The organism is Streptomyces specialis, from assembly GCF_001493375.1.
Lineage (GTDB): Bacteria > Actinomycetota > Actinomycetes > Streptomycetales > Streptomycetaceae > Streptomyces > Streptomyces specialis.
Genome location: NZ_LN929897.1, coordinates 259,422 through 279,408, shown reverse-complemented (window position 1 = coordinate 279,408; position 19,987 = coordinate 259,422). Strand labels below are relative to the sequence as shown.

Annotated in this window: 19 protein-coding genes; 6 read left to right on the top strand and 13 right to left on the bottom strand. The window is 74.2% G+C overall.

Annotated features, from left to right (window positions below):
- Positions 1-32: 32 nt before the first annotated feature.
- Positions 33-491, top strand: coding sequence for a MarR family winged helix-turn-helix transcriptional regulator (locus tag BN2279_RS23965; RefSeq protein WP_059013134.1), 459 nt, complete (start codon positions 33-35; stop codon positions 489-491).
- Here BN2279_RS23965 and BN2279_RS23960 read toward each other — a convergent pair.
- Positions 472-1,626, bottom strand: coding sequence for a cystathionine gamma-synthase (locus BN2279_RS23960; protein ID WP_059013630.1), 1,155 nt, complete (start codon positions 1,624-1,626; stop codon positions 472-474). The two genes, BN2279_RS23965 and BN2279_RS23960, sit on opposite strands and share 20 nt — an antisense overlap.
- Positions 1,627-1,733: 107 nt before the next feature.
- On the opposite strand from BN2279_RS23960, the gene BN2279_RS23955 reads away from it, so the two are divergent.
- On the top strand, positions 1,734-2,870 hold the full coding sequence (locus BN2279_RS23955) for a hypothetical protein (protein ID WP_059013133.1): 1,137 nt from the start codon (positions 1,734-1,736) through the stop codon (positions 2,868-2,870).
- 26 nt (positions 2,871-2,896) lie between these two features.
- Complete coding sequence (gene msrA, locus BN2279_RS23950) at positions 2,897-3,559, top strand: peptide-methionine (S)-S-oxide reductase MsrA (RefSeq protein WP_059013132.1); 663 nt, start codon at positions 2,897-2,899, stop codon at positions 3,557-3,559.
- Positions 3,560-3,580: 21 nt separating this feature from the next.
- On the opposite strand, the gene BN2279_RS23945 is transcribed toward msrA, so the two are convergent.
- The 5 genes from BN2279_RS23945 to BN2279_RS23925 all read right to left on the bottom strand — a co-directional run bounded on the left by BN2279_RS23945 (position 3,581) and on the right by BN2279_RS23925 (position 10,512).
- The gene (locus tag BN2279_RS23945) at positions 3,581-5,530 is read right to left on the bottom strand and encodes a tetratricopeptide repeat protein (protein WP_059013131.1); all 1,950 of its coding nucleotides are present in this window, start codon (positions 5,528-5,530) and stop codon (positions 3,581-3,583) included.
- A complete protein-coding gene (locus BN2279_RS23940) occupies positions 5,527-5,946 on the bottom strand; it encodes a hypothetical protein (RefSeq protein WP_234348074.1) in 420 nt (139 codons plus the stop codon). Before BN2279_RS23940 ends, BN2279_RS23945 begins: the two co-directional genes overlap by 4 nt.
- A 111-nt stretch (positions 5,947-6,057) precedes the next feature.
- Complete coding sequence (locus tag BN2279_RS23935; RefSeq protein WP_059013129.1) at positions 6,058-7,662, bottom strand: alkaline phosphatase D family protein; 1,605 nt, start codon at positions 7,660-7,662, stop codon at positions 6,058-6,060.
- A gap of 162 nt (positions 7,663-7,824) precedes the next feature.
- Positions 7,825-9,426, bottom strand: a complete 1,602-nt coding sequence (locus BN2279_RS23930; protein ID WP_059013128.1) for an alkaline phosphatase D family protein — start codon at positions 9,424-9,426, stop codon at positions 7,825-7,827.
- Between the two features lie 216 nt (positions 9,427-9,642).
- Positions 9,643-10,512, bottom strand: coding sequence for an RNA polymerase sigma factor SigF (locus tag BN2279_RS23925; RefSeq protein ID WP_059013127.1), 870 nt, complete (start codon positions 10,510-10,512; stop codon positions 9,643-9,645).
- Positions 10,513-10,860: 348 nt separating this feature from the next.
- Between BN2279_RS23925 and BN2279_RS23920 the strand changes: the two genes are divergently transcribed.
- Together BN2279_RS23920 and BN2279_RS23915 are read left to right on the top strand one after the other, a co-directional pair.
- Positions 10,861-11,169 (top strand): STAS domain-containing protein, encoded by a 309-nt coding sequence (locus tag BN2279_RS23920; protein ID WP_059013126.1) that lies wholly within the window; start codon positions 10,861-10,863, stop codon positions 11,167-11,169.
- Positions 11,169-12,101, top strand: a complete 933-nt coding sequence (locus BN2279_RS23915; RefSeq protein ID WP_079032454.1) for a sensor histidine kinase — start codon at positions 11,169-11,171, stop codon at positions 12,099-12,101. Before BN2279_RS23920 ends, BN2279_RS23915 begins: the two co-directional genes overlap by 1 nt.
- Here the strand turns inward: BN2279_RS23915 and BN2279_RS23910 are convergent.
- Together BN2279_RS23910 and BN2279_RS23905 are read right to left on the bottom strand one after the other, a co-directional pair.
- Positions 12,086-12,613: a gamma carbonic anhydrase family protein gene (locus tag BN2279_RS23910; RefSeq protein ID WP_059013125.1), complete on the bottom strand. Its 528-nt coding sequence runs from the start codon at positions 12,611-12,613 to the stop codon at positions 12,086-12,088. The genes BN2279_RS23915 and BN2279_RS23910 overlap by 16 nt on opposite strands.
- A gap of 52 nt (positions 12,614-12,665) precedes the next feature.
- On the bottom strand, positions 12,666-13,730 hold the full coding sequence (locus BN2279_RS23905) for an NAD(P)-dependent alcohol dehydrogenase (protein ID WP_059013124.1): 1,065 nt from the start codon (positions 13,728-13,730) through the stop codon (positions 12,666-12,668).
- Between the two features lie 113 nt (positions 13,731-13,843).
- Between BN2279_RS23905 and BN2279_RS23900 the strand changes: the two genes are divergently transcribed.
- Positions 13,844-14,743, top strand: a complete 900-nt coding sequence (locus BN2279_RS23900) for a helix-turn-helix transcriptional regulator (RefSeq protein ID WP_059013123.1) — start codon at positions 13,844-13,846, stop codon at positions 14,741-14,743.
- Between the two features lie 70 nt (positions 14,744-14,813).
- Here the strand turns inward: BN2279_RS23900 and BN2279_RS23895 are convergent, their stop codons facing one another.
- From BN2279_RS23895 to BN2279_RS23875, 5 genes are all read right to left on the bottom strand, one after another.
- Positions 14,814-16,082, bottom strand: coding sequence for a L,D-transpeptidase (locus BN2279_RS23895; protein WP_059013122.1), 1,269 nt, complete (start codon positions 16,080-16,082; stop codon positions 14,814-14,816).
- Positions 16,083-16,211: 129 nt separating this feature from the next.
- Positions 16,212-16,535 carry a hypothetical protein gene (locus BN2279_RS23890; RefSeq protein ID WP_059013121.1) on the bottom strand — a complete coding sequence of 108 codons (324 nt, stop codon included), beginning with the start codon at positions 16,533-16,535 and terminating at the stop codon, positions 16,212-16,214.
- A 146-nt stretch (positions 16,536-16,681) separates the two neighbouring features.
- Entirely contained in the window at positions 16,682-17,710 is a 1,029-nt protein-coding gene (locus BN2279_RS23885; RefSeq protein WP_059013120.1) for a GGDEF domain-containing protein, read from the bottom strand.
- Between the two features lie 81 nt (positions 17,711-17,791).
- On the bottom strand, positions 17,792-18,925 hold the full coding sequence (locus tag BN2279_RS23880; protein WP_059013118.1) for an adenylate/guanylate cyclase domain-containing protein: 1,134 nt from the start codon (positions 18,923-18,925) through the stop codon (positions 17,792-17,794).
- A 109-nt stretch (positions 18,926-19,034) separates the two neighbouring features.
- Entirely contained in the window at positions 19,035-19,895 is an 861-nt protein-coding gene (locus tag BN2279_RS23875; RefSeq protein WP_059013116.1) for a biotin--[acetyl-CoA-carboxylase] ligase, read from the bottom strand.
- Positions 19,896-19,987: the final 92 nt, after the last annotated feature.

The following is a 19,987-nucleotide window of genomic DNA, read 5'->3' as shown; positions in this document are numbered from 1 at the left end:
AATCCGACCTCCTCGACGCGCTCCAGCACGAGGTGGCGGTCTTCGCCCGGCGGGCCGAGCAGACCCGCCTCGGCGGCCTCGGCCCGGCCCGCAACTCCATGGACCGCGCCGCCTATCTCCTGCTCAGCAGACTCGACCAGCAGGGGCCGACGGGAGTGAAGGCCCTCGCCGCCGGGATGGGCATCGACTCGTCGACGGTGACCCGGCAGGTCGCCCCGCTCGTCGACTCCGGGCTGGTCAGCCGCACCGCGGACCCGGAGGACGGCCGTGCCGTCGTGCTCCAGCTCTCCGCGCGCGGCAGCGCCCGCCTGGAGGAGGTCCGCACCTCGCGCCGCAGGCTGGTGTCGGCCCTCACCGCCGACTGGACGGAGGAGGAGCGCGACAGCTTCTGCACGCTCCTCACCCGCTTCAACTCCGCGATCTCCCGCATGCAGACGCAGGCGGGGCCGGAGGCGACCGTGCCGGCGAGCCTCAGCCGAGAGCCTGGCTGAGGTCGGCCAGCAGATCCTCCACGGCCTCGATCCCCACCGAGAGACGCACCAGGTCGGCCGGCACCTCCAGGGCGGAGCCGGCCGCCGAGGCGTGCGTCATGCGGCCCGGGTGCTCGATCAGCGACTCCACGCCGCCGAGCGACTCCCCGAGGATGAACAGCCGCGCCCGGTCGCAGACCTCGACCGCCGCCGCCTCCCCGCCCTCGACCTGGAACGACACCATCCCGCCGAAGTCCCGCATCTGCTTGACGGCGGTCTCGTGGCCCGGGTGCGACGGCAGTCCCGGGTAGTGCACCCGCGTGACCCTCGGGTGGGCCGCCAGCGCCTCCGCGATCCGGGCGGCGTTCGCGCTGTGCCGGTCCATCCGCACGGCCAGCGTCTTGATGCCGCGCAGCACCAGCCACGAGTCGAACGGGCCCGCGACCGCGCCCATCGCGTTCTGGTGGAACGCCAGCTCCTGCGCCAGCCCGGCGTCCGAGGTGACCAGCGCGCCGCCGACCACGTCGGAGTGGCCGCCGAGGTACTTGGTGGTGGAGTGCACGACCACGTCCGCGCCCAGGGCCAGCGGCTGCTGGAGGTAGGGGCTGGCGAAGGTGTTGTCGACGACCAGCCGGGCCCCGGCCGACCGGGCGATCTCCGCGACGAGCGCGATGTCGGTGACGCCCAGCAGCGGGTTCGACGGGGTCTCCACCCAGATCAGCTTGGTCTCGGGGCGCAGCGCCGCCCGCACCGCGGCCGGGTCCGAGGTGCGGGCCACCGACCAGGCCACGCCCCAGCGTTCGGCGACCTTGGTGATGAGGCGGAACGTGCCGCCGTACGCGTCGTCCGGGATGACCAGGTGGTCGCCCGGCCGGAGCACCGTGCGCAGCAGGCAGTCCTCGGCCGCCAGGCCCGAGGCGAACGCCAGGCCGCGGGTGCCGCCCTCCAGCGCGGCGAGGTTCTCCTCCAGGGCGGTGCGGGTGGGGTTGGCGGACCGGCTGTACTCGTAGCCGCCGCGCAGACCGCCCACGCCGTCCTGCTTGAACGTGGAGACCTGGTGGATCGGCGGGACCACCGCGCCCGTCACCGGGTCGGGTTCCTGCCCGGCGTGGATGGCCGCGGTCTCGAAACGCTGACGACTGTGCTGCTCGCTCATGCGACCACGGTAGTGCGCCCGGGCGGGGACCAGCCGCCGGGCCGCGGGCGCGGCGCCGGGCGACATAAGGTGTTCACAGACATCGAAGGAGGGGGAGCCGCGCCGCGATGGAAGCCCTTTGGTTGCTGATCGCCCTGACCGCCGTCTTCGGGTTCGTGGTGCTGCCGGCGCTCCGGCGGCGCGGGGAACGGCGGGAGCTGGAGCGGGCCGCCGCGGCGGCCGAGGAACGGTCCTGGCCGCCGGGCCGCCCGGCGGACGGGGTGTCCCTGGGCAAGGACGGCGCCGGTGCCGGCGGCGGGCTGGTCCCCGTCGACCAGCTCGACGTGCGGCTGCCGGGCCCCGACCCGGAGCTGGTCGCCGCCCTGGAGGAGACACGGCGCACGCGGGACTGGCGTCCGGCCGGCCGGCTGCTGGCGCTCACCGACGACGCCGAGCTGCGCTGGCAGCGCGTGCAGTCGGTGGCCGGCGCGGCGGCGCGGGAGCTGTCCCGGTGGCGGGCCGAGGGCGAGCCGGCCGGCGGCCACGACGCGGGCTGGCTGCGGCGCTGGCGGGCCGACGAGCCGAACGACGCGGGCGGCGCGCAGGTGTACGCGCAGTTCCTGGTGTGGCAGGCGATGGCCGATCCCGGCGCGGCGGAGTACCGGATCATCCTGGAGGAGGCGCGGACGGTGTGCGGCGAGGCCGCCCGGCTGGCGCCGCAGGACCCGGTCCCGTACATCACGGAGCTGTTCATCGCCCGCGGGCTGAGCTACCGGCGGTCGGACTTCGACGCGCTGTGGGAGACGATCCTGCGGCGCGACCACCAGCACATGGGCGCGCACCTCGCGGCGCTGCCGTACCTGTCGGAGAAGTGGCACGGCTCGCGCGCCGACGCCGAGGAGTTCGCCCGGTCCGCGGCGGCGGACGCGCCCGAGGGCAGTCTGCTGGCCGCGCTGCCGCTGTTCGCGGTCTACGAGCACCTGCCCGAGGTGCAGCTCTCCCCCGGCATGTACCGGGGCACGGTCATCCGGGACGCCGTCGAGGCCGCGCAGTACGCCGTGAACACCGCCCGCCCGGACCACCCGGTGGAGCCGCACGTGCGCCACCTGCTGCTGTGTTTCCTGGTGCGCGCGGAGCGGTACCCGGAGGCGGCGGAACAGGTACGGGCGATCGACGGTTATGTGGGAGCGATCCCCTGGGTGGAGGGCGACGACCCGGCAGCGGCGTACGCCGCCTACCGCGCCATGGCGATCGCCGGACAGTGAAGGACCGAGGAAGGACGACGAGACCCATGGTGTACGCCTTCAAGACTCGCCTCCCCACCCCGGAGGAAGCCCTGCCGGGCCGCGCGGAGCCGGCGTTCCGCGTTCCCGACCGGCACACCGTCCTGGGCACGCCCCTGCTGGGCCCCTACCCGGAGGGCTTCGAGGTGGCGGACTTCGCGCTGGGCTGCTTCTGGGGCGCCGAGCGGCGCTTCTGGCGCACCCCGGGCGTCTGGACGACCCTGGCCGGCTACCAGGGCGGCAGCACGACCCACCCGACGTACGAAGAGGTCTGCTCGGGCATGACCGGCCACACCGAGGCCGTCCGCGTGGTCTTCGACCCGGCGAAGGTCTCCTACGACGATCTGCTGAAGATCTTCTGGGAGTCCCACGACCCGACCCAGGGCTTCCGCCAGGGCAACGACATCGGCACCCAGTACCGGTCGGCGATCCACACCCACTCCCCCGCCCAGCACGCCACGGCGGAGGCGTCCCGCGCGGCCTACCAGGACGTCCTGTCGGCCTCGGGCTACGGCGGCATCACCACCGAGATCCTCCCGGCCGGCCCGCGCCCGTTCTATCCGGCCGAGGACTACCACCAGCAGTACCTCGACAAGAACCCGTCCGGCTACTGCGGCCTCGGCGGCACCGGCCTGTCCTGCCCGGTGGGCGTGGCGCGGGCCGGGGACTGACGCGCCGCGCCGGCCCGCGCCTCACGCCCGCCGCGCCGCCTCGCGGGCGGTGGCCAGAAGGTCGCGGGCCAAGGCGGTGTGGGGGTGGGCGGGGCCCAGGAGGCGCGTCCGGGCGGTCAGGACGTCCTCGTGGAGGGGAATCGCCCGGGACACGTCGCCCGCCGTCTGGTAGGTGCAGGCCAGGTTGGAGCGGGCCGTGATCGTCTCGGGGTGGCCGGGGCCGAGGACGCGCTCGTACTCCGTGAGGTTCCGCTCGTGGAGCGGGACCGCCGCGGCCGGGTCGCCTGCCGCGCGGTAGGCGCTCGCCAGGTTGCCGCGCGCGGCCAGGGTGTGCGGGTGGTCCGGGCCGAGGGTCCGTTCGTACGCGGCGAGGTTCCGCTCGTGCAGCGCGGTGGCACGGGCCAAGTCGCCGGTCAGGCCGTGGAGGTAGGCGAGGTTGCCGCGCGCGGCCAGGGTGTCGGGGTGGTCGGGGCCCAGGAGGCGTTCGGCGTCGGCCAGGTTCCGCACGTGCAGCGGGGTCGCGGCCGTCAGGTCGCCGCCGGCGCGGTAGACGCTCGCCAGGACGCCGCGCGCGGCGAGCGTGCGCGGGTGGTCCGGGCCTCGGAGGCGTTCCGAGGCGGCCACCGAGCGTTCGGCGAACTCCGTGGCCCGTTCCAGGCGGCCCTCCTGGAGGAGGAACGTGGCGGCGGCGAGCAGGATGCCCTCGGTCCACTCGCCGTCCTCGGCCGGGTCGATCAGGCCGACGAGCGCCTCGACGTGCGGCAGCAGGGCCCGCCAGCGCGGCCAGCCCGCCACGTTGAACAGCGGGTCGCCAGGCAGCGCCGCGCCCAGCAGCACGATGGCCTGCCGGCGCGCGTGCGCGGTCGCCCCGGCCGGGCCCTCGCGGACGACCCCCTGCACGAGCCGGTGGATGGCGAACGTGTCGGGCGTGAGCGTGATCAGGCTGTACGCGGCCAGCGCCGCCAGCGCCTCGTCCACCGCGATCGGGTCGTCGGCCAGCGCGTAGGCCAGGTCGCGCGGCAGGGCGTCCGGGCCGAGCCAGGCGAACGTCCGCAGGATGTCGAGGGCGAGCGGCTGGCGGGCGGCGACGGCGCTCAGGGAGAGCTGCCAGACGCGGGCCACGGTCCGCTGCCGGCCGTCGGGCGCGGCGGCGAACATCCGGGCCGGGTGGCGGCGGAGCCGTTCCAGGTAGGCGGCGGGGGTGAGGGCGGTGTGCTGGATGTAGGCGGCGGCCTGTTCGAGGGCAAGCGGGAGGTGGCCGAGTTCGGCGGCCACGTCCGCCCAGGTCTCGTCGCCGCCGCTGCCGCTGGCGGCCATGAGCAGGTCGATCGCGGTGTCGGGGTCGAGGGTGTGCAGCCGCTGGGGCCGGGCCAGGTGGTGCCATCCGCCGGCGCGGCGGGTGGTGACGAGGTGGCGGCCGGTGCCGAGCGGGCCGATCACCGGGGCGAGGTCGGCCGGGGACTCGGCGTTGTCGAAGATCAGCAGCCAGCCGTGGTGGCTCTGGAGCCAGGCCGTCGCCCAGGCCGCGCCGTCGGTGCTGGCGGCGGCGGCAAGGTCGGCGTACGGGTCCAGGCGCGCCGCGAGGGCGGCGAGGGAGAGGACGATGCCGTCGGGGGTCTCGGCCGGGATCCACCAGATCGGGTTGTAGCGGTCGCGGTGCAGGTGGGCGTATTGAAGGGCGAGGGTGGTCTTGCCGACGCCGCCGAGGCCGTGCAGGACGGCGGAGGCGCCGGGGCCGTCGTCGAGCGTGGCGCCGAGCCGGGCCATGTCCTCCTCCCGGCCGACGAAGACGGCGCTGCCGGGCGCGGGCAGGTTGGTGAGGCCGGGCGGTGCCTGGATGTCGGCGGGCGGACGGACCGCCTCGCCGGGCAGGTGGACGGCGCGGTGATGGATGACGGCGCCGGCGCCCGTGCTGACAAGGCCGCGGTTGACGCCGACGGCGACCGCGCCGGTCCCGGACGCCTCGATCATCGCGCCGTGATGGTGCTCTGCTCGCCGGTGCTGATGATCCCGGAGTTCTCCTGGACGGCGACGGCTCCGGTGCCACCGGCGACGAACGTCGTTCCGCCCGCCGCCGGGGGCAACAGCCGGGCGAGGTCCGCGGTGAGGGCGGGGTCGTCGAGCAGGGCCCGCTTGATCCGGGCGCGCAGCACGGCCTGGAAGTCCTCGTCGTCCGGCGCCCCGGCGAGGTCGCGGACCGCGTCCTCGATGCCTTCCCTGCTCTCCTCGCGCCGCAGGACGCGCCACAGGACGCGCCGGCCCACCGAGAGCGTCGAATCGACCCCGGCGTCCGCCGCCCGGGTCAGCGCGGCGGTGCCGTAGGCCCCGACCGCGGCCATGACGTAGGGCGCGGCCTGCTGCGCCACCACGAGTGCGTCCACTGCCATCTCCCCTCCGCGGAGCCGGACTTACCAGCATGCCATCTTCCGGGCGCGCGGTCGGGACGGAAGCGGCGGGCCGGGGCGCGGTGTGGTGTGGTGCGGTGTGGTGCGGAGGTGTCAGCCCCAGAAGGCGCCGGGGTTGCCCGTCTCGACCGTGAACCCGGCGGCGGTCTGGACGCCGGCGCCGGGGGTGGTGACGTAGGGCAGCACGCGGTAGGAGGCCCGCAGTTCCTCGTGGGACAGGCGCACGACGGTGTAGCCGCGCTGCGAGTTGTGCCACTTCAGGTGCGGGTTGACGCCGGCGGCCATCCAGTCGTAGCCCTTGTCGTCCATGGGTTCGCCGTCGCCGCCCGAGCTGATGGACGTTCCGGCGAACTCGGTGGCCACGACCGGCGAGGACGCGTCGGCGAAGTCCAGCTTGAGGTCGGCGACGACGCTGCGGTGGATGTCGCCGGTCAGCACCACCGGGTTGTTGGCGCGGCTCTCGTACAGGCCGGTCAGCAGCCGGTCGCGGGCGGCGGTGTAGCCGTCCCACATGTCGAGACCGGAGGAGACGACGTCCGGGTCGGGGTCCTGGTCGACCTGGGCGATCAGGGTCTGGTTGGCCAGCACGTTCCAGCTCGCGTCCGTGGCGGCGGCGCCGTCGAGCAGCCACCGCTCCTGGGTGTCGCCGAGGATGGAGCGCGACGGGTCGGAGCGTTCGGCGTCGCAGCCGGACTCGGTGCCGTCGCCGCAGACCTGGTCGTCGCGGTACGAGCGGGTGTCCAGGACGTGCAGCTCCATCAGGGTGCCGAAGCGCAGCCGCCGGTACATGGCGACCTCGGCGCCCTCCGGCTTCTGCGGCAGCCGCAGCGGCAGGTGCTCGTAGTACGCCTGGAACGCGGCGGCCTTGCGGGCGCGGAAGCTGTCCACGTCGCTGTCGGGGAAGCCGTCGCTGTCCTTCTGGGCGATGTCCCCGGCCCAGTTGTTCTCCACCTCGTGGTCGTCCCAGGTCAGCACCCACGGGAACGCGAGGTGCGCGGCCTGGAGGTCGGCGTCGGTGCGGGTGAGGGCGTACCGGTTGCGGTACTCCGACAGCGTGTAGGTCTCGCGCTGGAACGAGGCGTCGAGGCTGACGCCGCGGACGCCTCCGGTCGGCCCGACGCCGTACTCGTACAGGTAGTCGCCGAGGTGGATCACGAAGTCCAGGTCCTCGGCGGCCATGTGGCGGTACGCGGTGTAGAAGCCCTCGTACCAGCACTGGCAGGACGCGAACGCGAACGACAGCGCCGCCGCCGTCTCCCGGGGGTCGGGGGCGGTACGGGTCCGGCCGGCCGGGCTGATGTCGGTGCCCGCGCGGAAGCGGTAGAAGTAGTCGTGGCGCGGCTCCAGGCCGGTCACCTCGACGTGGACGGAGTGCGCCAGCTCGGGCACGGCGGAGGTCTCGCCGCGCTGGACGACGTCGGAGAACGCCTCGTCGCGGGCGACTTCCCACTCGACGGTGACCGACTGCGGCGGCATGCCGCCGAGGCCGTCCACCGCCAGCGGGTCGGGGGCCAGGCGCGTCCACAGCACGACGCCGTCCGGCAGCGGGTCGCCCGAGGCGACACCCAGGCTGAACGGGTCGGCGGCGAAGCGGGGGGCGGCCCAGGCGGTACCGGAGGTGAACCCGGCGGCGTGGAGCCCGAGTGCCGCCGCCCCCGCGCCGGCGGTGCTGAGAAGTCGGCGTCTGGTGAGAGCCATCGAAGTACCTGCCCGTCTGTGCACGCGATCACGGAGAGCTGACGGGCCGCCACAATGGCCGCCTATCGGACCATATTGGTGGAGGCTCGCCTACGCTCACCCGCACGAGGGAGCGCCACCGGCGCGAACCGGTGCCGCTCCCCCGGGCCGGATCAGGGCGGATCAGGCGGGCTGGGCCCCCGGCCGGTCCCGTTCCACGACGAAACGGGCCGCCGTCGTGACGGGCGCGCCGGGCCTGGTGACGTAGGGCACGACCCGGTAGTCCGCGCGCAACTCACCGGCGGTCAGGCGCAGGACGGTGTAGCCGCGCTGCGCGTTGTGCCACTTCAGGTGCGGATTGACCCCGGGGGCCAGCCAGTCGCGGCCGACCTGGTCCATCGCCGCGCCGTCCCGGCCGGAGCTGATGGACGTTCCGGCGAACTCGGTGGCGACGACCGGCGAGGAGGCGTCGGCGAAGTCCAGCTTGAGGTCGGCGACGACGCTGCGGTGGATGTCGCCGGTCAGCACGACGGGGTTGCTCGCCCCCCGCTCGTACAGGCCGGTCAGCAGCCGGTCGCGGGCGGCGGTGTAGCCGTCCCACATGTCGAGACCGGAGGAGACGACGGCCGGGTCGGGGTTCTGGTCGACCTGGGCGATCAGGGTCTGGTTGGCCAGCACGTTCCACGTCGCGCCGGACCGGGCGGCGCCGTCGAGCAGCCACCGTTCCTGCGCGGCGCCGAGCATCGTGCGCGCGGGGTCGGAGCGTTCGGTGTCGCAGCCCGGCTTGGTGCCGTCGCCGCAGACCTGGTCGTCGCGGTACGAGCGGGTGTCCAGCACGTGCAGGTCCAGGGTCCGCCCGAACGGCAGCCGCCGGTACATCCGGACGTCCGCGCCGTCGGGCTTCTGCGGCAGCCGCAGCGGCAGGTGCTCGTAGTACGCCTGGAACGCCGCCGCCTTCCGCGCCCGGAAGGCCGCCGCGTCGCCGTCGGGGAAGCCGTCGCCGTCGATCTGGGCGACGTCGCCCGCCCGATTGTTCTCCACCTCGTGGTCGTCCCAGGTCAGCACCCAGGGGAACGCCTGGTGGACGGCCTGGAGGTCGGTGTCGAGGCGGGTCAGGGCGTGCCGGTTGCGGTACTCGGGGAGGGTGAGCGTCTCGCGCTGGAACGAGGCGTCCAGGGTCATCCCCCGCACCCCGGCGGTGGGGCCGACGCCGTACTCGTACAGGTAGTCGCCGAGGTGGACCACGAAGTCGAGGTCCTCCTCCGCCATGTGGCGGTACGCGGTGTAGAAGCCCTCGTACCAGCACTGGCAGGACGCGAACGCGAACGACAGGTCCGACCGGGTCCGCCCGTGCGGGGCGGTGCGGGTGCGGCCGACCGGGCTGAGGACGCCGCCGGCCCGGAAGCGGTAGAACCAGTCGCGGCCCGGCTCCAGGCCGGTCGGCTCGACGTGGACGGAGTGGGCCAGTTCGGGCACGGCGTACGCGGTGCCCTGCCGCTCGACGCGGCGGAAGCGGTCGTCGCGGGCGATCTGCCACTCGACGGTGACCCGCCGCTCCGGCATGCCGCCGCGCCCGTCCGGGGCGAGCGGGTCGGGCGCCAGGCGCGTCCACAGGACGACGCCGTCGGGGCGCGGGTCGCCGGAGGCGACGCCGAGGCGGAAGGGGTCCTCGGGGAAGCGGGGATCGGCCCAGGCCGGTCCCGCGGTGAGTCCGGCGGCGTGCAGCCCGAGCGCCGCGGCTCCGGCTCCCGTGCCGCCGAGGAGACGGCGTCTGGTGAGTTCCATCGTGCACCTGCCCGTCGTGCTGTGGTACGTGACGGGCTGCCACGCTCGCGGGCGGCGGTGACGCCGGGGTGGAACTCTCCCTGCCGCTCTCCCACGTTCCGGGGAACACCGGACGGGCGGCGCGCGGGGGCCGTCGGCGCACGCGACGGGGCCGCGTCGTGCGGACGACGCGGCCCCGGGAAGCGCGGGACGGCCCACCGGCGGGGGCCGGTGGGTCTACTGCTGGGCCAGCAGGTGCTCCCGCATCCGGGTCAGGACGCGGCTGAGCAGGCGCGAGACGTGCATCTGGGAGATGCCCAGCTCCGCGGCGATCTGGGCCTGCGTCAGCTCCTCGCCGAACCGCATCCGCAGGATCCGCCGGTCGCGCTCGCCGAGCTTGCTCAGGAACGGCTTGAGGGCGTGCAGGTTCTCGATCTTCTCCAGATCGGCGTCCACGCTGCCGAGCCGCTCCGCCCACGGCCGGGCCGTGTCGGAGGCGCCGTTGTCGTCGCCGCCGGGCGCGTCGAGGGAGCTGGCGGTGTAGCCGTTGCACGCCATCTGCGCCTCGACGATCTCCTCCTGGCTCAGGTCGAGGAGGTCGGCCAGCTCCTTCGTCGTGGGCAGCCTGCCGAGGCGGCTGGACAGCTCGTCGGTGGCCTTGGCCATGTCGACGCGCAGCTCCTGGAGCCGCCGGGGCACGTGCACGGCCCAGCTCGTGTCCCGGAAGAAGCGCTTGATCTCGCCGCTGATGTACGGCACGGCGAAGCTGGTGAACTCCACCTCGCGCGACAGGTCGAACCGGTCGATCGCCTTGATCAGGCCGATGGTGCCGACCTGGAGGATGTCCTCCATCTGCTCGGCGCGGTTCCGGAAGCGGCCCGCGACGAAGTTCACCAGCGACAGGTTGATCTCGATCAGGGTGTTCCGCGCGTACTGGTACTCGCGGGTGCCCTCCTCCAGGACCGCCAGGCGGCTCAGGAACAGCTTGGTCAGCTCCCTGGCGTCCCGGGGCGCGATCTTGCCCGTGTCCGGGACGTGGGGCAGGGGCCCCTCGGTGGTGCTCCGGTTACCGGGCTTGGCCGAGACCGTCACGGTCGTGCTGTTCACGGGCCCTCTCCCTCCACTGTGCCGCTGACTTCGCTAGACCCGCTTCTGCCCCCTTATCCGGAATGCATGCTGTGAATTTCGAGGCGATCTCGCGAAGGCGGTCTCACCCGGAGTGTCCGCAGTTGTTGCAACTCCAGTCACCGCTGGGGCCCTGGATGACCGTAGCCCCGCATCTCGTGCAGTTCATATGGCCTTTGCTCCTCTGCCGTCCCGAAGTGGGCTCTCGGGTCGTATGACCGCGTGCCGCCCGCCCAAACGAAGGCGTGACGGCCGTGGCCGGATGGGAACCGGGGCGCTGAAAGTGGCTTCCGGGGGTATGAAAAGGTGGGGACGGAAGGTGGTGGCCGGATGCCGGGAGCGCTCGCGATCGTGCCGCTGGCCGACCGTGTCGGGGCCCGGGCGGCCGGAGAGATCGGCCTGTGGGCGCGGGCGGAGTGGCGGGACGCGCTGGAGCGCCTGACCGGCCAGGACGACGATGTGTACCTGGAGTTGTCCGCGGTCACGTTCACCGATGTGGCCGCGGCCTCGGAGCTGGCCGCCGCCGCGGGGCGGCTCGGCGCCGGGCGGCGTATCGTCGTGGACCGGCCGCCGTCGTCGCTGCGGCGGGCGCTGCGGATCTTCTGGCCCGACCTGACGGCGATCGAGGTGAGGGGGTGATGACCATGCCGGCCGCTGCCGAGCCGTTCGTCCATCCGGCGTTGTTCTACGGCGACGAGCGGGAGTACCTGGCGGGTACGGTCCCCTTCGTCCTGGAGGGCCTGGCCTCGGGGGAGCCCGTGGCCGTCGCCGTGCCGGGCGGGAACCTGTCGCTGCTCCGCGCCGAGCTGGGCGACGACGCCCGCCGGGTGAAGCTGTTCGACATGACCGAGGCCGGGCGGAACCCGGGGCGCATCATCCCGCGCGTGCTGCGGGCCTTCGCCGACGCGCACCCCGGCGACGGGCGCGTCCGGATCATCGGGGAGCCGATCTGGGCGGGCCGCACCGGGACGGAGTACCCGGCGTGCGCCCAGCACGAGGCGCTGATCAACCACGCGTTCACCGGCAGGCCCGTCACGATCCTGTGTCCGTACGACGTGGCCGCGCTCGACCCGCTGGTCGTCGCCGACGCGCGGGCCACCCACCCCGTCGTCATCGAGGGCGGGATCACCGGCCCGAGCGACGCGTACGCGCCCGACCGGATCGTCGCCGCCTACAACGAGCCGCTGACGCCCCCGGACCGGGCCGCCGCGTTCCCCTTCGACGCCGACCTGCTGCCCGACGCGCGGCACTTCGCGACCGACCGGGCCGCCGGGCACGGGCTGGCGGGGGACCGGCTGGACGATCTGGCCCTGGCGGTCGCCGAGCTGACCACCAACAGCGTGGTGCACGGCGGCGGCGCGGGCACTCTGCGGATCTGGGCCGAGGGCCCCCAGGTGGTGTGCGAGGTCAGCGACCGGGGCGAGATCAAGGACCCGCTCGCCGGGCGCCGCCCGCCCGCCCGCGACCAGATCGGCGGCCGGGGCCTGCTGCTGGTGCACTGCGTCGCCGACCTGGTCAGGATCCACACCGGGCCGGGGGGCACCTCGGTCCGCTTCTACCTGGGCGGCTGAAGTCCCGCGTGGCGCCGGGCCAGTTCCCGGTAGTGCTCGGCGTTGAGGCGGATCAGGTCCACCTCCTCGTCGTTCAGCCCGCGCCTGACCTTGCCGGGGACCCCGGCGACCAGCGAGCCGGGCGGGACCTCCGTCCCGCCCAGCACGACGGCGCCCGCGGCGATCAGCGAACCCCGGCCGACGCGGGCGCCGTTGAGGATCACCGCGCCCATGCCGACCAGCACGTCGTCCTCGATCGCGCAGCCGTGCACGACGGCCCGGTGACCGACGGACACGCCCGCGCCGATGGACACGGGGTACCCGGGGTCGGTGTGCAGGACGCAGCCGTCCTGCACGTTGCTCCCGGGGCCGATCGCGATGGGCTCGAACTCGGCGCGCGCCACCGCTCCGTACCAGAGCGACGCCTCCCCGGCGAGGCGTACGGCTCCGATGACGGTCGCGGTCGGCGCCACCCAGGCGCTGTCGGCCAGCTCGGGGTGGTGGCCGTCGAAGGGGATGAGGGTCGTCGTCACAGGGGTGACAGTACGGCGGCGCGGTGGGCGGAGCGGCGCCGGGGGACGCGTGTCACGCCGCCGCGATGGTGGCGGCGTCGATGACGAAGCGGTAGCGCACGTCGCCGGCGAGCACCCGCTCGTACGCCTCGTTGACCCGCTCGGCGGGTATCACCTCGATCTCGGCCCCGATGCCGTGCGCGGCGCAGAAGTCGAGCATCTCCCGCGTCTCGGCGATGCCGCCGATCATCGACCCGGCCAGCGACTTGCGTCCGCCGATCAGCGAGAACATGCCGACCGGCACGGGGTTCTCCGGGGCGCCGACGTTGATCAGGGTGCCGCCCACCCCGAGCAGGCCGAGGTAGGCGTCCATGTCGAGGTTGGCGGAGACCGTGTTGACGATCAGGTCGAACGTGCCGCTCAGCTTCTCGAACGTCGCCGGGTCGCCGGTGGCGTGGAAGTGGTCGGCGCCGAGCCGGCGTCCGTCGGCCTCCTTGCGCCGCGACTGGCTGAGCACGGTGACCTCGGCGCCCATGGCGTGGGCGATCTTCACGCCCATGTGGCCGAGGCCGCCCAGGCCGACGACGGCGACCTTCTTGCCGGGCCCGGCCTGCCAGTGCGCGAGCGGCGAGTAGAGCGTGATCCCGGCGCACAGCAGCGGCGCGGCGACGTCCAGCGCCAGGCCGTCGGGGATGCCCACCACGAAGTTCTCGTCGACGACGATGTGGGTGCTGTAGCCGCCGTAGGTGCGCTCGCCGGCCTTGTCGAGGCCGTTGTACGTGAGCGTCGCGCCGTTGAGGCAGTACTGCTCCTGGCCCGCCCGGCACTGGGCGCAGGTGCGGCAGGAGTCGACGAGGCAGCCGACGCCCACCCGGTCGCCCACGGCGTGCCGGGTGACGGCGGAGCCGGTCCGGGTGACGACGCCGGCGATCTCGTGGCCGGGGACCATCGGGAACAGGGCGCCGCCCCACTCGTCGCGCGCCTGGTGGATGTCGCTGTGACAGATACCGGCGTACCTGATCTCGATGAGCACGTCGTGCTCGCCCACCGCCCGGCGCGGGATCGTGGTGCGTTCCAGGGGCGCCTTGGCGGCGGGGGCGGCGTAGGCGGGGACTGCGGTGAGTTCGTGTGCGGTCATACCGCCATGCTGGGCGGCCGGGCGGGGGTTGCCCAGGGCCCTGTGCCGCCTACGAACGGCGTGCGTACCACTGGTGGTGTCAGGTTCCGGGCCGCCCTTCGCATACTTGTCGCATGGGCATCGATCCGCGCACGGAGTTGAGCGAGTTCCTCCGCACCCGGCGGGCGCGCCTGCGCCCGGAGGACGTCGGGCTGGACGACTACGGCGGCCGGCGGCGGGTCCCGGGGCTGCGGCGGGAGGAGCTGGCCCGGCTGGCGGGCGTCAGCGTGGCGTACTACACGCGGCTGGAGCAGGGGCACGGGGGCAACGTCTCCACCGGCGTCCTGGACGCGGTCGCGTCGGCGCTGCGGCTGACCGGCGCCGAGCGCGAGCACCTGGCGCACCTGGTCCGTCCGGCGCGCGCGGCCCGCCGGGCGGCGCCGCGCGAGGTGCCGTCCGGGGCGCGGCCGGCCGTGCGGCCGTCGGTCCAGCGGCTCATCGACCAGCTCGACTCGGTCGCGGCGTGTGTCGTGGGCTTCCGGATGGACGTGCTGGCGTGGAACCGGCTGGCCTGTCTGCTGCTGGCCGACTTCCCCCGGCTGACGCCGGCCGAACGGAACATGGCGCGCCTGGTCTTCCTCGACCCGGCGGCCAGGGGGCTGTTCGTGGACTGGGAGAGCAAGGCGTCGGACGTCGTCTCCGCCCTCCGCATGGACGCCGGGGCGCGGCCGGACGACGTGGAGCTGTGCCTGCTGCTGCACGACCTGAAGGAGGGCAGCGCGGACTTCGCCGTGATGTGGGAGCGGCACGACGTGCGGGACGTGCGCCACGGGCGCAAGCGGCTGCGGCATCCGGTCGCCGGGGAGCTGACGCTGTACTTCGAGTCGCTGGCGCTGCCCGACGACGCGGGCCAGCGGCTGGTGACGTTCCACGCCGAGCCGGGGTCGCCGTCGGCCCGGGCGCTGCGGCGGCTCGCCGGCCGGGACGCGGAGTCCCCGGTGCCGGCCGAGGCGGGGGTCGCGGGCGGCCCGTAGACCGCCGGGAACGGCGAAGCGCCACCGCGCGGAGGGTGCGGTGGCGCTTCGCGTGGTTCCGGCGGACCGGTCAGAGCGCGCTGCCGGCCTGCCAGTCGGCCCAGCTCATGTTCCAGCCGTTGAGGCCGTTGTCGGGCTGGATCTCGCGGTCCGGGGAGTTCTCCACGATGATCACGTCGCCGATCAGCGACTCGTCGAAGAACCAGGCGGCGTCCTGCTCGGGGTCGCCCGCGCCCTGGACGTCGGCGAGGCCGATGCATCCGTGGCTGGTGTTGCTGCTGCCGAAGATGCTCCGGGACGCCCAGTAGTTGCCGTGGACGAACGTGCCGGAGGTGGACAGCCGCATCGCGTGCGGCACGTCCGGGATGTCGTACTCGCCCTCGCCGTCGTCGTCCGTGAAGCCGACGGTGGCGCCGTTCATCCGGGTCTCCTCCAGCTTCTCGGAGATGACCATCATCCCGTTGTAGGTGGGGGTCTCCTCGCTGCCCGCCGAGATCGGGACGGTGCGCAGGGTCTCGCCGTCGCGGACGACCTCCATCTGGTGGGTCTCCACGTCGACCGTGCTGATCTGGCTGCGGCCGATCTCGAAGCTGAAGTCGCGGTCCTGCACGCCGGTGACGCCGGGGGCGCCCTCGATGCCGTCGAAGTTCAGCTCGACGGAGACCTCGGAACCGGCCTCCCAGAACTCCTGCGGGCGGAAGTCCAGGCGCGTGTCGCTGAACCAGTGGCCCACGACCTCCTGGCCGCTGGTGGAGTTGATCTCCACGGCCGCCTCGACCTCGGCGCGGTTGGTGATCGGCTTGTCGAAGTTCAGGGAGACCGGCATGCCGACGCCGACGGTCACGCCCTCGTCGGGCGTGAAGTACCCGATGAAGCTGTTCTCCGGCGAGACGGTCGTGAACGTGGCGCTCTCGTGCGCCTCCCGGCCCTCGCTGTCGCTGGCCTGGACCGTCACCTCGTACTGGGTGGCGCGTTCGAGCTGGACGTCGGGCTTCCAGCTCGTCGCGTCCTCGGACATCGCGCCGGTGATCTCGGTGCCGCTCTCGACGGCCGTCATGGTCACCTCGTCGAGGGTGCCGTCCTCGACGGTGACCTCGACGTCGTCGTTTATGCCGACGTTGTCGGCCGCGTTGTCCGGGGTGATGGATATCACCGCGGTCGACGTGTCGGCGTCCTCCGCGGCGCGGTCGGCGTCCGTCTGCCCGCTGCCGCCGTCACCCCCGCCGCCGTTGTTGTCGGAAGAGTCGTCCCCGCCGCCGCTGCAGGCCGACAGTGTCAGCACTCCGCAGAGCAGCGCCGCCGCCGCACTCAGGCCCTTGCGCCGCATGCCGTCCCTCATCAGATAGAAAACTCCGTCCCCGCTGCCGCTTCCCCCCGTGGAAACACGTGGAAGAGAACGCGAATTCGGCGGCAGCCGGTTCCACTTTAGGATAATCCGTGCGATAGCTCACACGTTCGAATATGGGGTTCAGCCAACCACGTCGTCGTCCTCGTCGTCCCACCCCTCCTCCGGATCGTAGTCGGCCACCTCGCTGCTCCACGAAGCCTGCGCGAGCACAACTCCCGGCACCTCGCTGACCAGGTCGATCGGGTCGATGAGATACGCCACAGCCTCCGCCTCGTCCCGGGAGACGGCCTGCGCCGCCTGGTCGCGCTCCTCCGGCGGCATCAGCTCGTCGCCCTCGATACGGGCCCAGGCCGCCCGGATCAGCTCGTCGGGCTCCGCCACTTCCAGCACCATCTCGACGCGGACGCGAACGTGCCGGACCTCGCCGCTGAGTTCATCAGTCATGACCGGGAGAGTAGAGCGCCCGGGCGCCGCCCCTTCCCCGCGACCCGCACCGGCCCGTAACATCGCATCTCACGCCGCCGATACGCAGCACACACGGAGCGCTCACGTGGACGGTCATCCCCGCACGGCCAATCGCCGCACGCTGATCAGCCTGCTCGTGGCGACCGGCGCGCTCTGCGCCGTCTGGCTGCTGCCCTCCGCCTACGGCGAGACCGACCACGGCACCGGCAGCGGCGGGGGCATCCCCGGCGAGCAGCAGGGGGCCCGGGGCGAGCAGGACCAGGAGCCCGCCGCGCGTCCCTACGTCCCGGGCCGCCCGCCGCGGAACCGGCGGCGCTCGGCGCCCCGCCCGCCCGGGCCGCCCCCCCCCCCGCCCCCCCCCCCCCCCCCCCCCCCCCGGGGCCGGGGGAGCCCCCCCGCCCCCGGTCCAGCTCCCCCGCGCGGCGGCAGACCTCCTCCGCGACCCGCTCCACCTCCGCGGCCCCCGCGCCCACCGCCACCAGACAGAACTCGTCGCCGCCCAGCCGGGCCGCCAGCGCCCCCGGCACGGCCGCCCCGCACAGCGACAGCACCGTGCCGAACCGCGCCAGCAGCCGGTCGCCGGTGGCGTGGCCGTAGGTGTCGTTGACCTTCTTCAGGCCGTTGACGTCGCAGACGACGAGACTGACCACGGCGCCGGTGGCCCGGTGCTCGGCCAGGGCCTCGTCCAGGCGTATGTCCACCGCGCGGCGGTTGGCGAGCCCGGTCAGCGGGTCGGTGAACGCCAGCCTCCTCGCCTCCGCGAGCCGCTCGTACTGGGTGACGCCCGTGGCGATCACATCGGCCAGCACCTCGGCGAACTCCCGGTCCCCCGGTCCGAAGAGCGGGTCGCCCGGACCCCGGCGCACGGACAGCTCGCCCCAGATCCGGTCCTCCAGCGCCACGGGCGCGACCAGGCGGCGGCCGCCGCCGTGCCCGGGGAACCCCGCGGGCCCGCGCGCGGCGGGCTCCCCCGCGGTGGCGAGCAGCCGGGGGCCGTCGTGCCCGCTCTCCCGGAAGGCCAGGGTGGCGGACGTCCCGCCCAGCGCGGCCATGGCGCCCTCGGCGGCGGCCCGCGCGAGCCCGGGCAGCCCCTGCGCGGCGGCCAGCGCCTGCGCCAGCCCGACCACGGCCCGCAGCCGGCTCTCGTCACCCATGACGACCAGGCTAGGAGCGTTCCGCCCGCGATGGGTCGTTCGACTACTCCCCCGGGCAGCGGGACCGGGCCCGGCCGGACCTCAGCCGCGGCGGGTCAGGAGCCAGGGCTCGATGATGCCGAGGCCGCGGACCGGCCGCTGGTACAGCGGCTGGAGCGCGAAACGATACGCCGCGGCGCGGGGCCCGCCCGTGTCGGCGGCCTTCTCGGACTGCGGGGCGAGCCCGGCCGAGGTCAGCTCCTCGCGCATCGCGCCGTCCACCAGCACCATGTCCTTCGGCGCTATCGACGTCAGCCGGCTGGCCAGGTTCACCGTGTTGCCGAAGACGTCGCCCATCCGCGTCGTCACCGTGCCGAAGGCGATCCCGACCCGCAGCTCCGGCATCATCGGGTCGTCGCCCAGCGTCTCCACCAGCCGCAGCCCGATGTCGGCGGCCGTCCCCGCGTCGTCCGCGGCGAACAGCACCTCGTCGCCCAGCGTCTTGATCAGCCGCCCGCCCCGCGCGGCGACCAGATCGGCCGCCGTCGTCTCGAACGCCTCCACCAGCTCGCCGAGCTGCTCCTCCTCCAGGCGCCTGGTGAGCCGCGTGAACCCCACGAGGTCCGCGAAGCCGACGGCCAGCCGCCGGTCCACCATCTCGGCGTCGTCCTGCGCCTGCACCACCCGGCCGGTGGCCGCCGCCAACTGGCGCCGCCACACGTAGATGAGGAACTCCTCCAGCTCCGGCAGCAGCAGCTCGACCAGCGGATAGGCGACCTCGGTCCGCGTCATGCCCGGCTCGGGCGGCTCGGTCAGGCCCTCCAGGAAGGAGTCGATCTGCCAGTCCGCCAGCCGCGCCGTCGTCTGCCCGGTCGAGCGGGCCACCTGGATGGCCATCGACTCGCTGAGCAGCCCGGCCTCGACCAGGCCGGCCAGCCGCCGCAGCGCCAGCACGTCCGCCTCGGTCAGCACCCGCGCCTGGCCGATGTCGGGAAAGCCCATGGCCCGCCAGAAGCGGGAGGCCAGCTCCATCGGGACCCCGGCGGCGCGGGCCGCCTGGAACGGGGTGTACTGCCGGTCGGCGCCGAGAATCAGGCGCTCCATGCGCAGGGCGATGTTCTCGGCGTCCTCGGCGTCCTCGGCGTCCCCGGCGTTCTCGGCACTCTCGGTGGCGTCCCCGGGGGTGTCACCGCCCCGGGCGCCCCCGTCCTCCGGCTCAGCCCCGGCCACGGTCATCGCCCGCCTTCAGGGGTGGGATCCCTTCGCTGCGCACTGCCCTACCGTTTCCGCTCCGCCGCGCCATCCGCGCGCTTCAACGCCCCACCCTACGGCAGTGTGCCGTGAGTCACGCCGCCCGGAGGTGGATGATGTCAGCCGCTGCCATCGGCTGCCGCGTCCCGTCCGCCCCCGCGATGACCAGGCGTCCCTCACCGTCGACGGCCACCGCCTCGCCCCGGGTCTCCCCTCCGCCGGGCAGCTCGGCGCGCACGCGGCGGCCGAGGGTGGCCGAGACGTCCGCGTACGCCGCGCGCAATCCGGCCGCCTCCGCGTCGCCGCCCGCCGCCGTCCAGCGCGCGTACCACTCGGCCAGCGCCCGCAGCACCGCCCGCAGCAGCGGGTCGCGGTCCGTGGAGACGGCGTCGGCCAGCAGCAGCGACCCGGCCTGCGGCACGGGCAGCTCGTCGGCGCGCAGCGACACGTTCAGGCCGACGCCCAGGACGATCGCGCCGCCGTCGGCGTCCTCGACGCGCTCGGCCAGGATGCCGCCGGCCTTCCGTTCCTCGCCGCCGACCCGGACCAGCAGGTCGTTGGGCCACTTCAGCACCGCGTCCACACCGGCCGCGCGGGTCAGGGCCGTGGCGGTGGCGACGCCGGCCAGCAGCGGCAGCCAGGTCAGCCGCGCGGCGGGCACCGCCGGCTCGGGCCGCAGCAGCACCGAGAAGAACAGCCCCGACCGGGCGGGCGCGCTCCAGGTACGGCCGAGCCGACCGCGCCCGCTGGTCTGCTCCTCGGCGATCAGCACCGCGCCCTCGGCCGCCCGCCCGGCGCGGGCCGCCTCGGCGAGATCGGCGTTGGTGGACCCGGTCACCTCGACGACGCGCAGCGACGTCCACAGGCCGTCCGGCCGGACGAGAGCCCCTCGCAGCGCCCGCGCGTCGAGCGGCGGACGGTCGAGATCGGACCAGCGGCTGCGCGAAGTGGTCATGGCGTCAGCCTACGGGTGTGGCCAACGCCGCACCCCCGTTGACGTCGAACGCCGTTAACCTACGGATCGGTAGCCACCCGAGGATGAGTAGG

Coding starts and splice junctions, on each gene's coding strand:
- BN2279_RS23960 (WP_059013630.1), bottom strand. CDS start 1,626: ATGAGCGAGCAGCACAGTCGTCAGCGTTTCGAGACCGCGGCCATCCAC.
- BN2279_RS23955 (WP_059013133.1), top strand. CDS start 1,734: ATGGAAGCCCTTTGGTTGCTGATCGCCCTGACCGCCGTCTTCGGGTTC.
- msrA (WP_059013132.1), top strand. CDS start 2,897: ATGGTGTACGCCTTCAAGACTCGCCTCCCCACCCCGGAGGAAGCCCTG.
- BN2279_RS23945 (WP_059013131.1), bottom strand. CDS start 5,530: ATGATCGAGGCGTCCGGGACCGGCGCGGTCGCCGTCGGCGTCAACCGC.
- BN2279_RS23940 (WP_234348074.1), bottom strand. CDS start 5,946: ATGGCAGTGGACGCACTCGTGGTGGCGCAGCAGGCCGCGCCCTACGTC.
- BN2279_RS23935 (WP_059013129.1), bottom strand. CDS start 7,662: ATGGCTCTCACCAGACGCCGACTTCTCAGCACCGCCGGCGCGGGGGCG.
- BN2279_RS23930 (WP_059013128.1), bottom strand. CDS start 9,426: ATGGAACTCACCAGACGCCGTCTCCTCGGCGGCACGGGAGCCGGAGCC.
- BN2279_RS23920 (WP_059013126.1), top strand. CDS start 10,861: ATGCCGGGAGCGCTCGCGATCGTGCCGCTGGCCGACCGTGTCGGGGCC.
- BN2279_RS23915 (WP_079032454.1), top strand. CDS start 11,169: ATGACCATGCCGGCCGCTGCCGAGCCGTTCGTCCATCCGGCGTTGTTC.
- BN2279_RS23905 (WP_059013124.1), bottom strand. CDS start 13,730: ATGACCGCACACGAACTCACCGCAGTCCCCGCCTACGCCGCCCCCGCC.
- BN2279_RS23900 (WP_059013123.1), top strand. CDS start 13,844: ATGGGCATCGATCCGCGCACGGAGTTGAGCGAGTTCCTCCGCACCCGG.
- BN2279_RS23895 (WP_059013122.1), bottom strand. CDS start 16,082: ATGAGGGACGGCATGCGGCGCAAGGGCCTGAGTGCGGCGGCGGCGCTG.
- BN2279_RS23890 (WP_059013121.1), bottom strand. CDS start 16,535: ATGACTGATGAACTCAGCGGCGAGGTCCGGCACGTTCGCGTCCGCGTC.
- BN2279_RS23885 (WP_059013120.1), bottom strand. CDS start 17,710: ATGGGTGACGAGAGCCGGCTGCGGGCCGTGGTCGGGCTGGCGCAGGCG.
- BN2279_RS23880 (WP_059013118.1), bottom strand. CDS start 18,925: ATGACCGTGGCCGGGGCTGAGCCGGAGGACGGGGGCGCCCGGGGCGGT.
- BN2279_RS23875 (WP_059013116.1), bottom strand. CDS start 19,895: ATGACCACTTCGCGCAGCCGCTGGTCCGATCTCGACCGTCCGCCGCTC.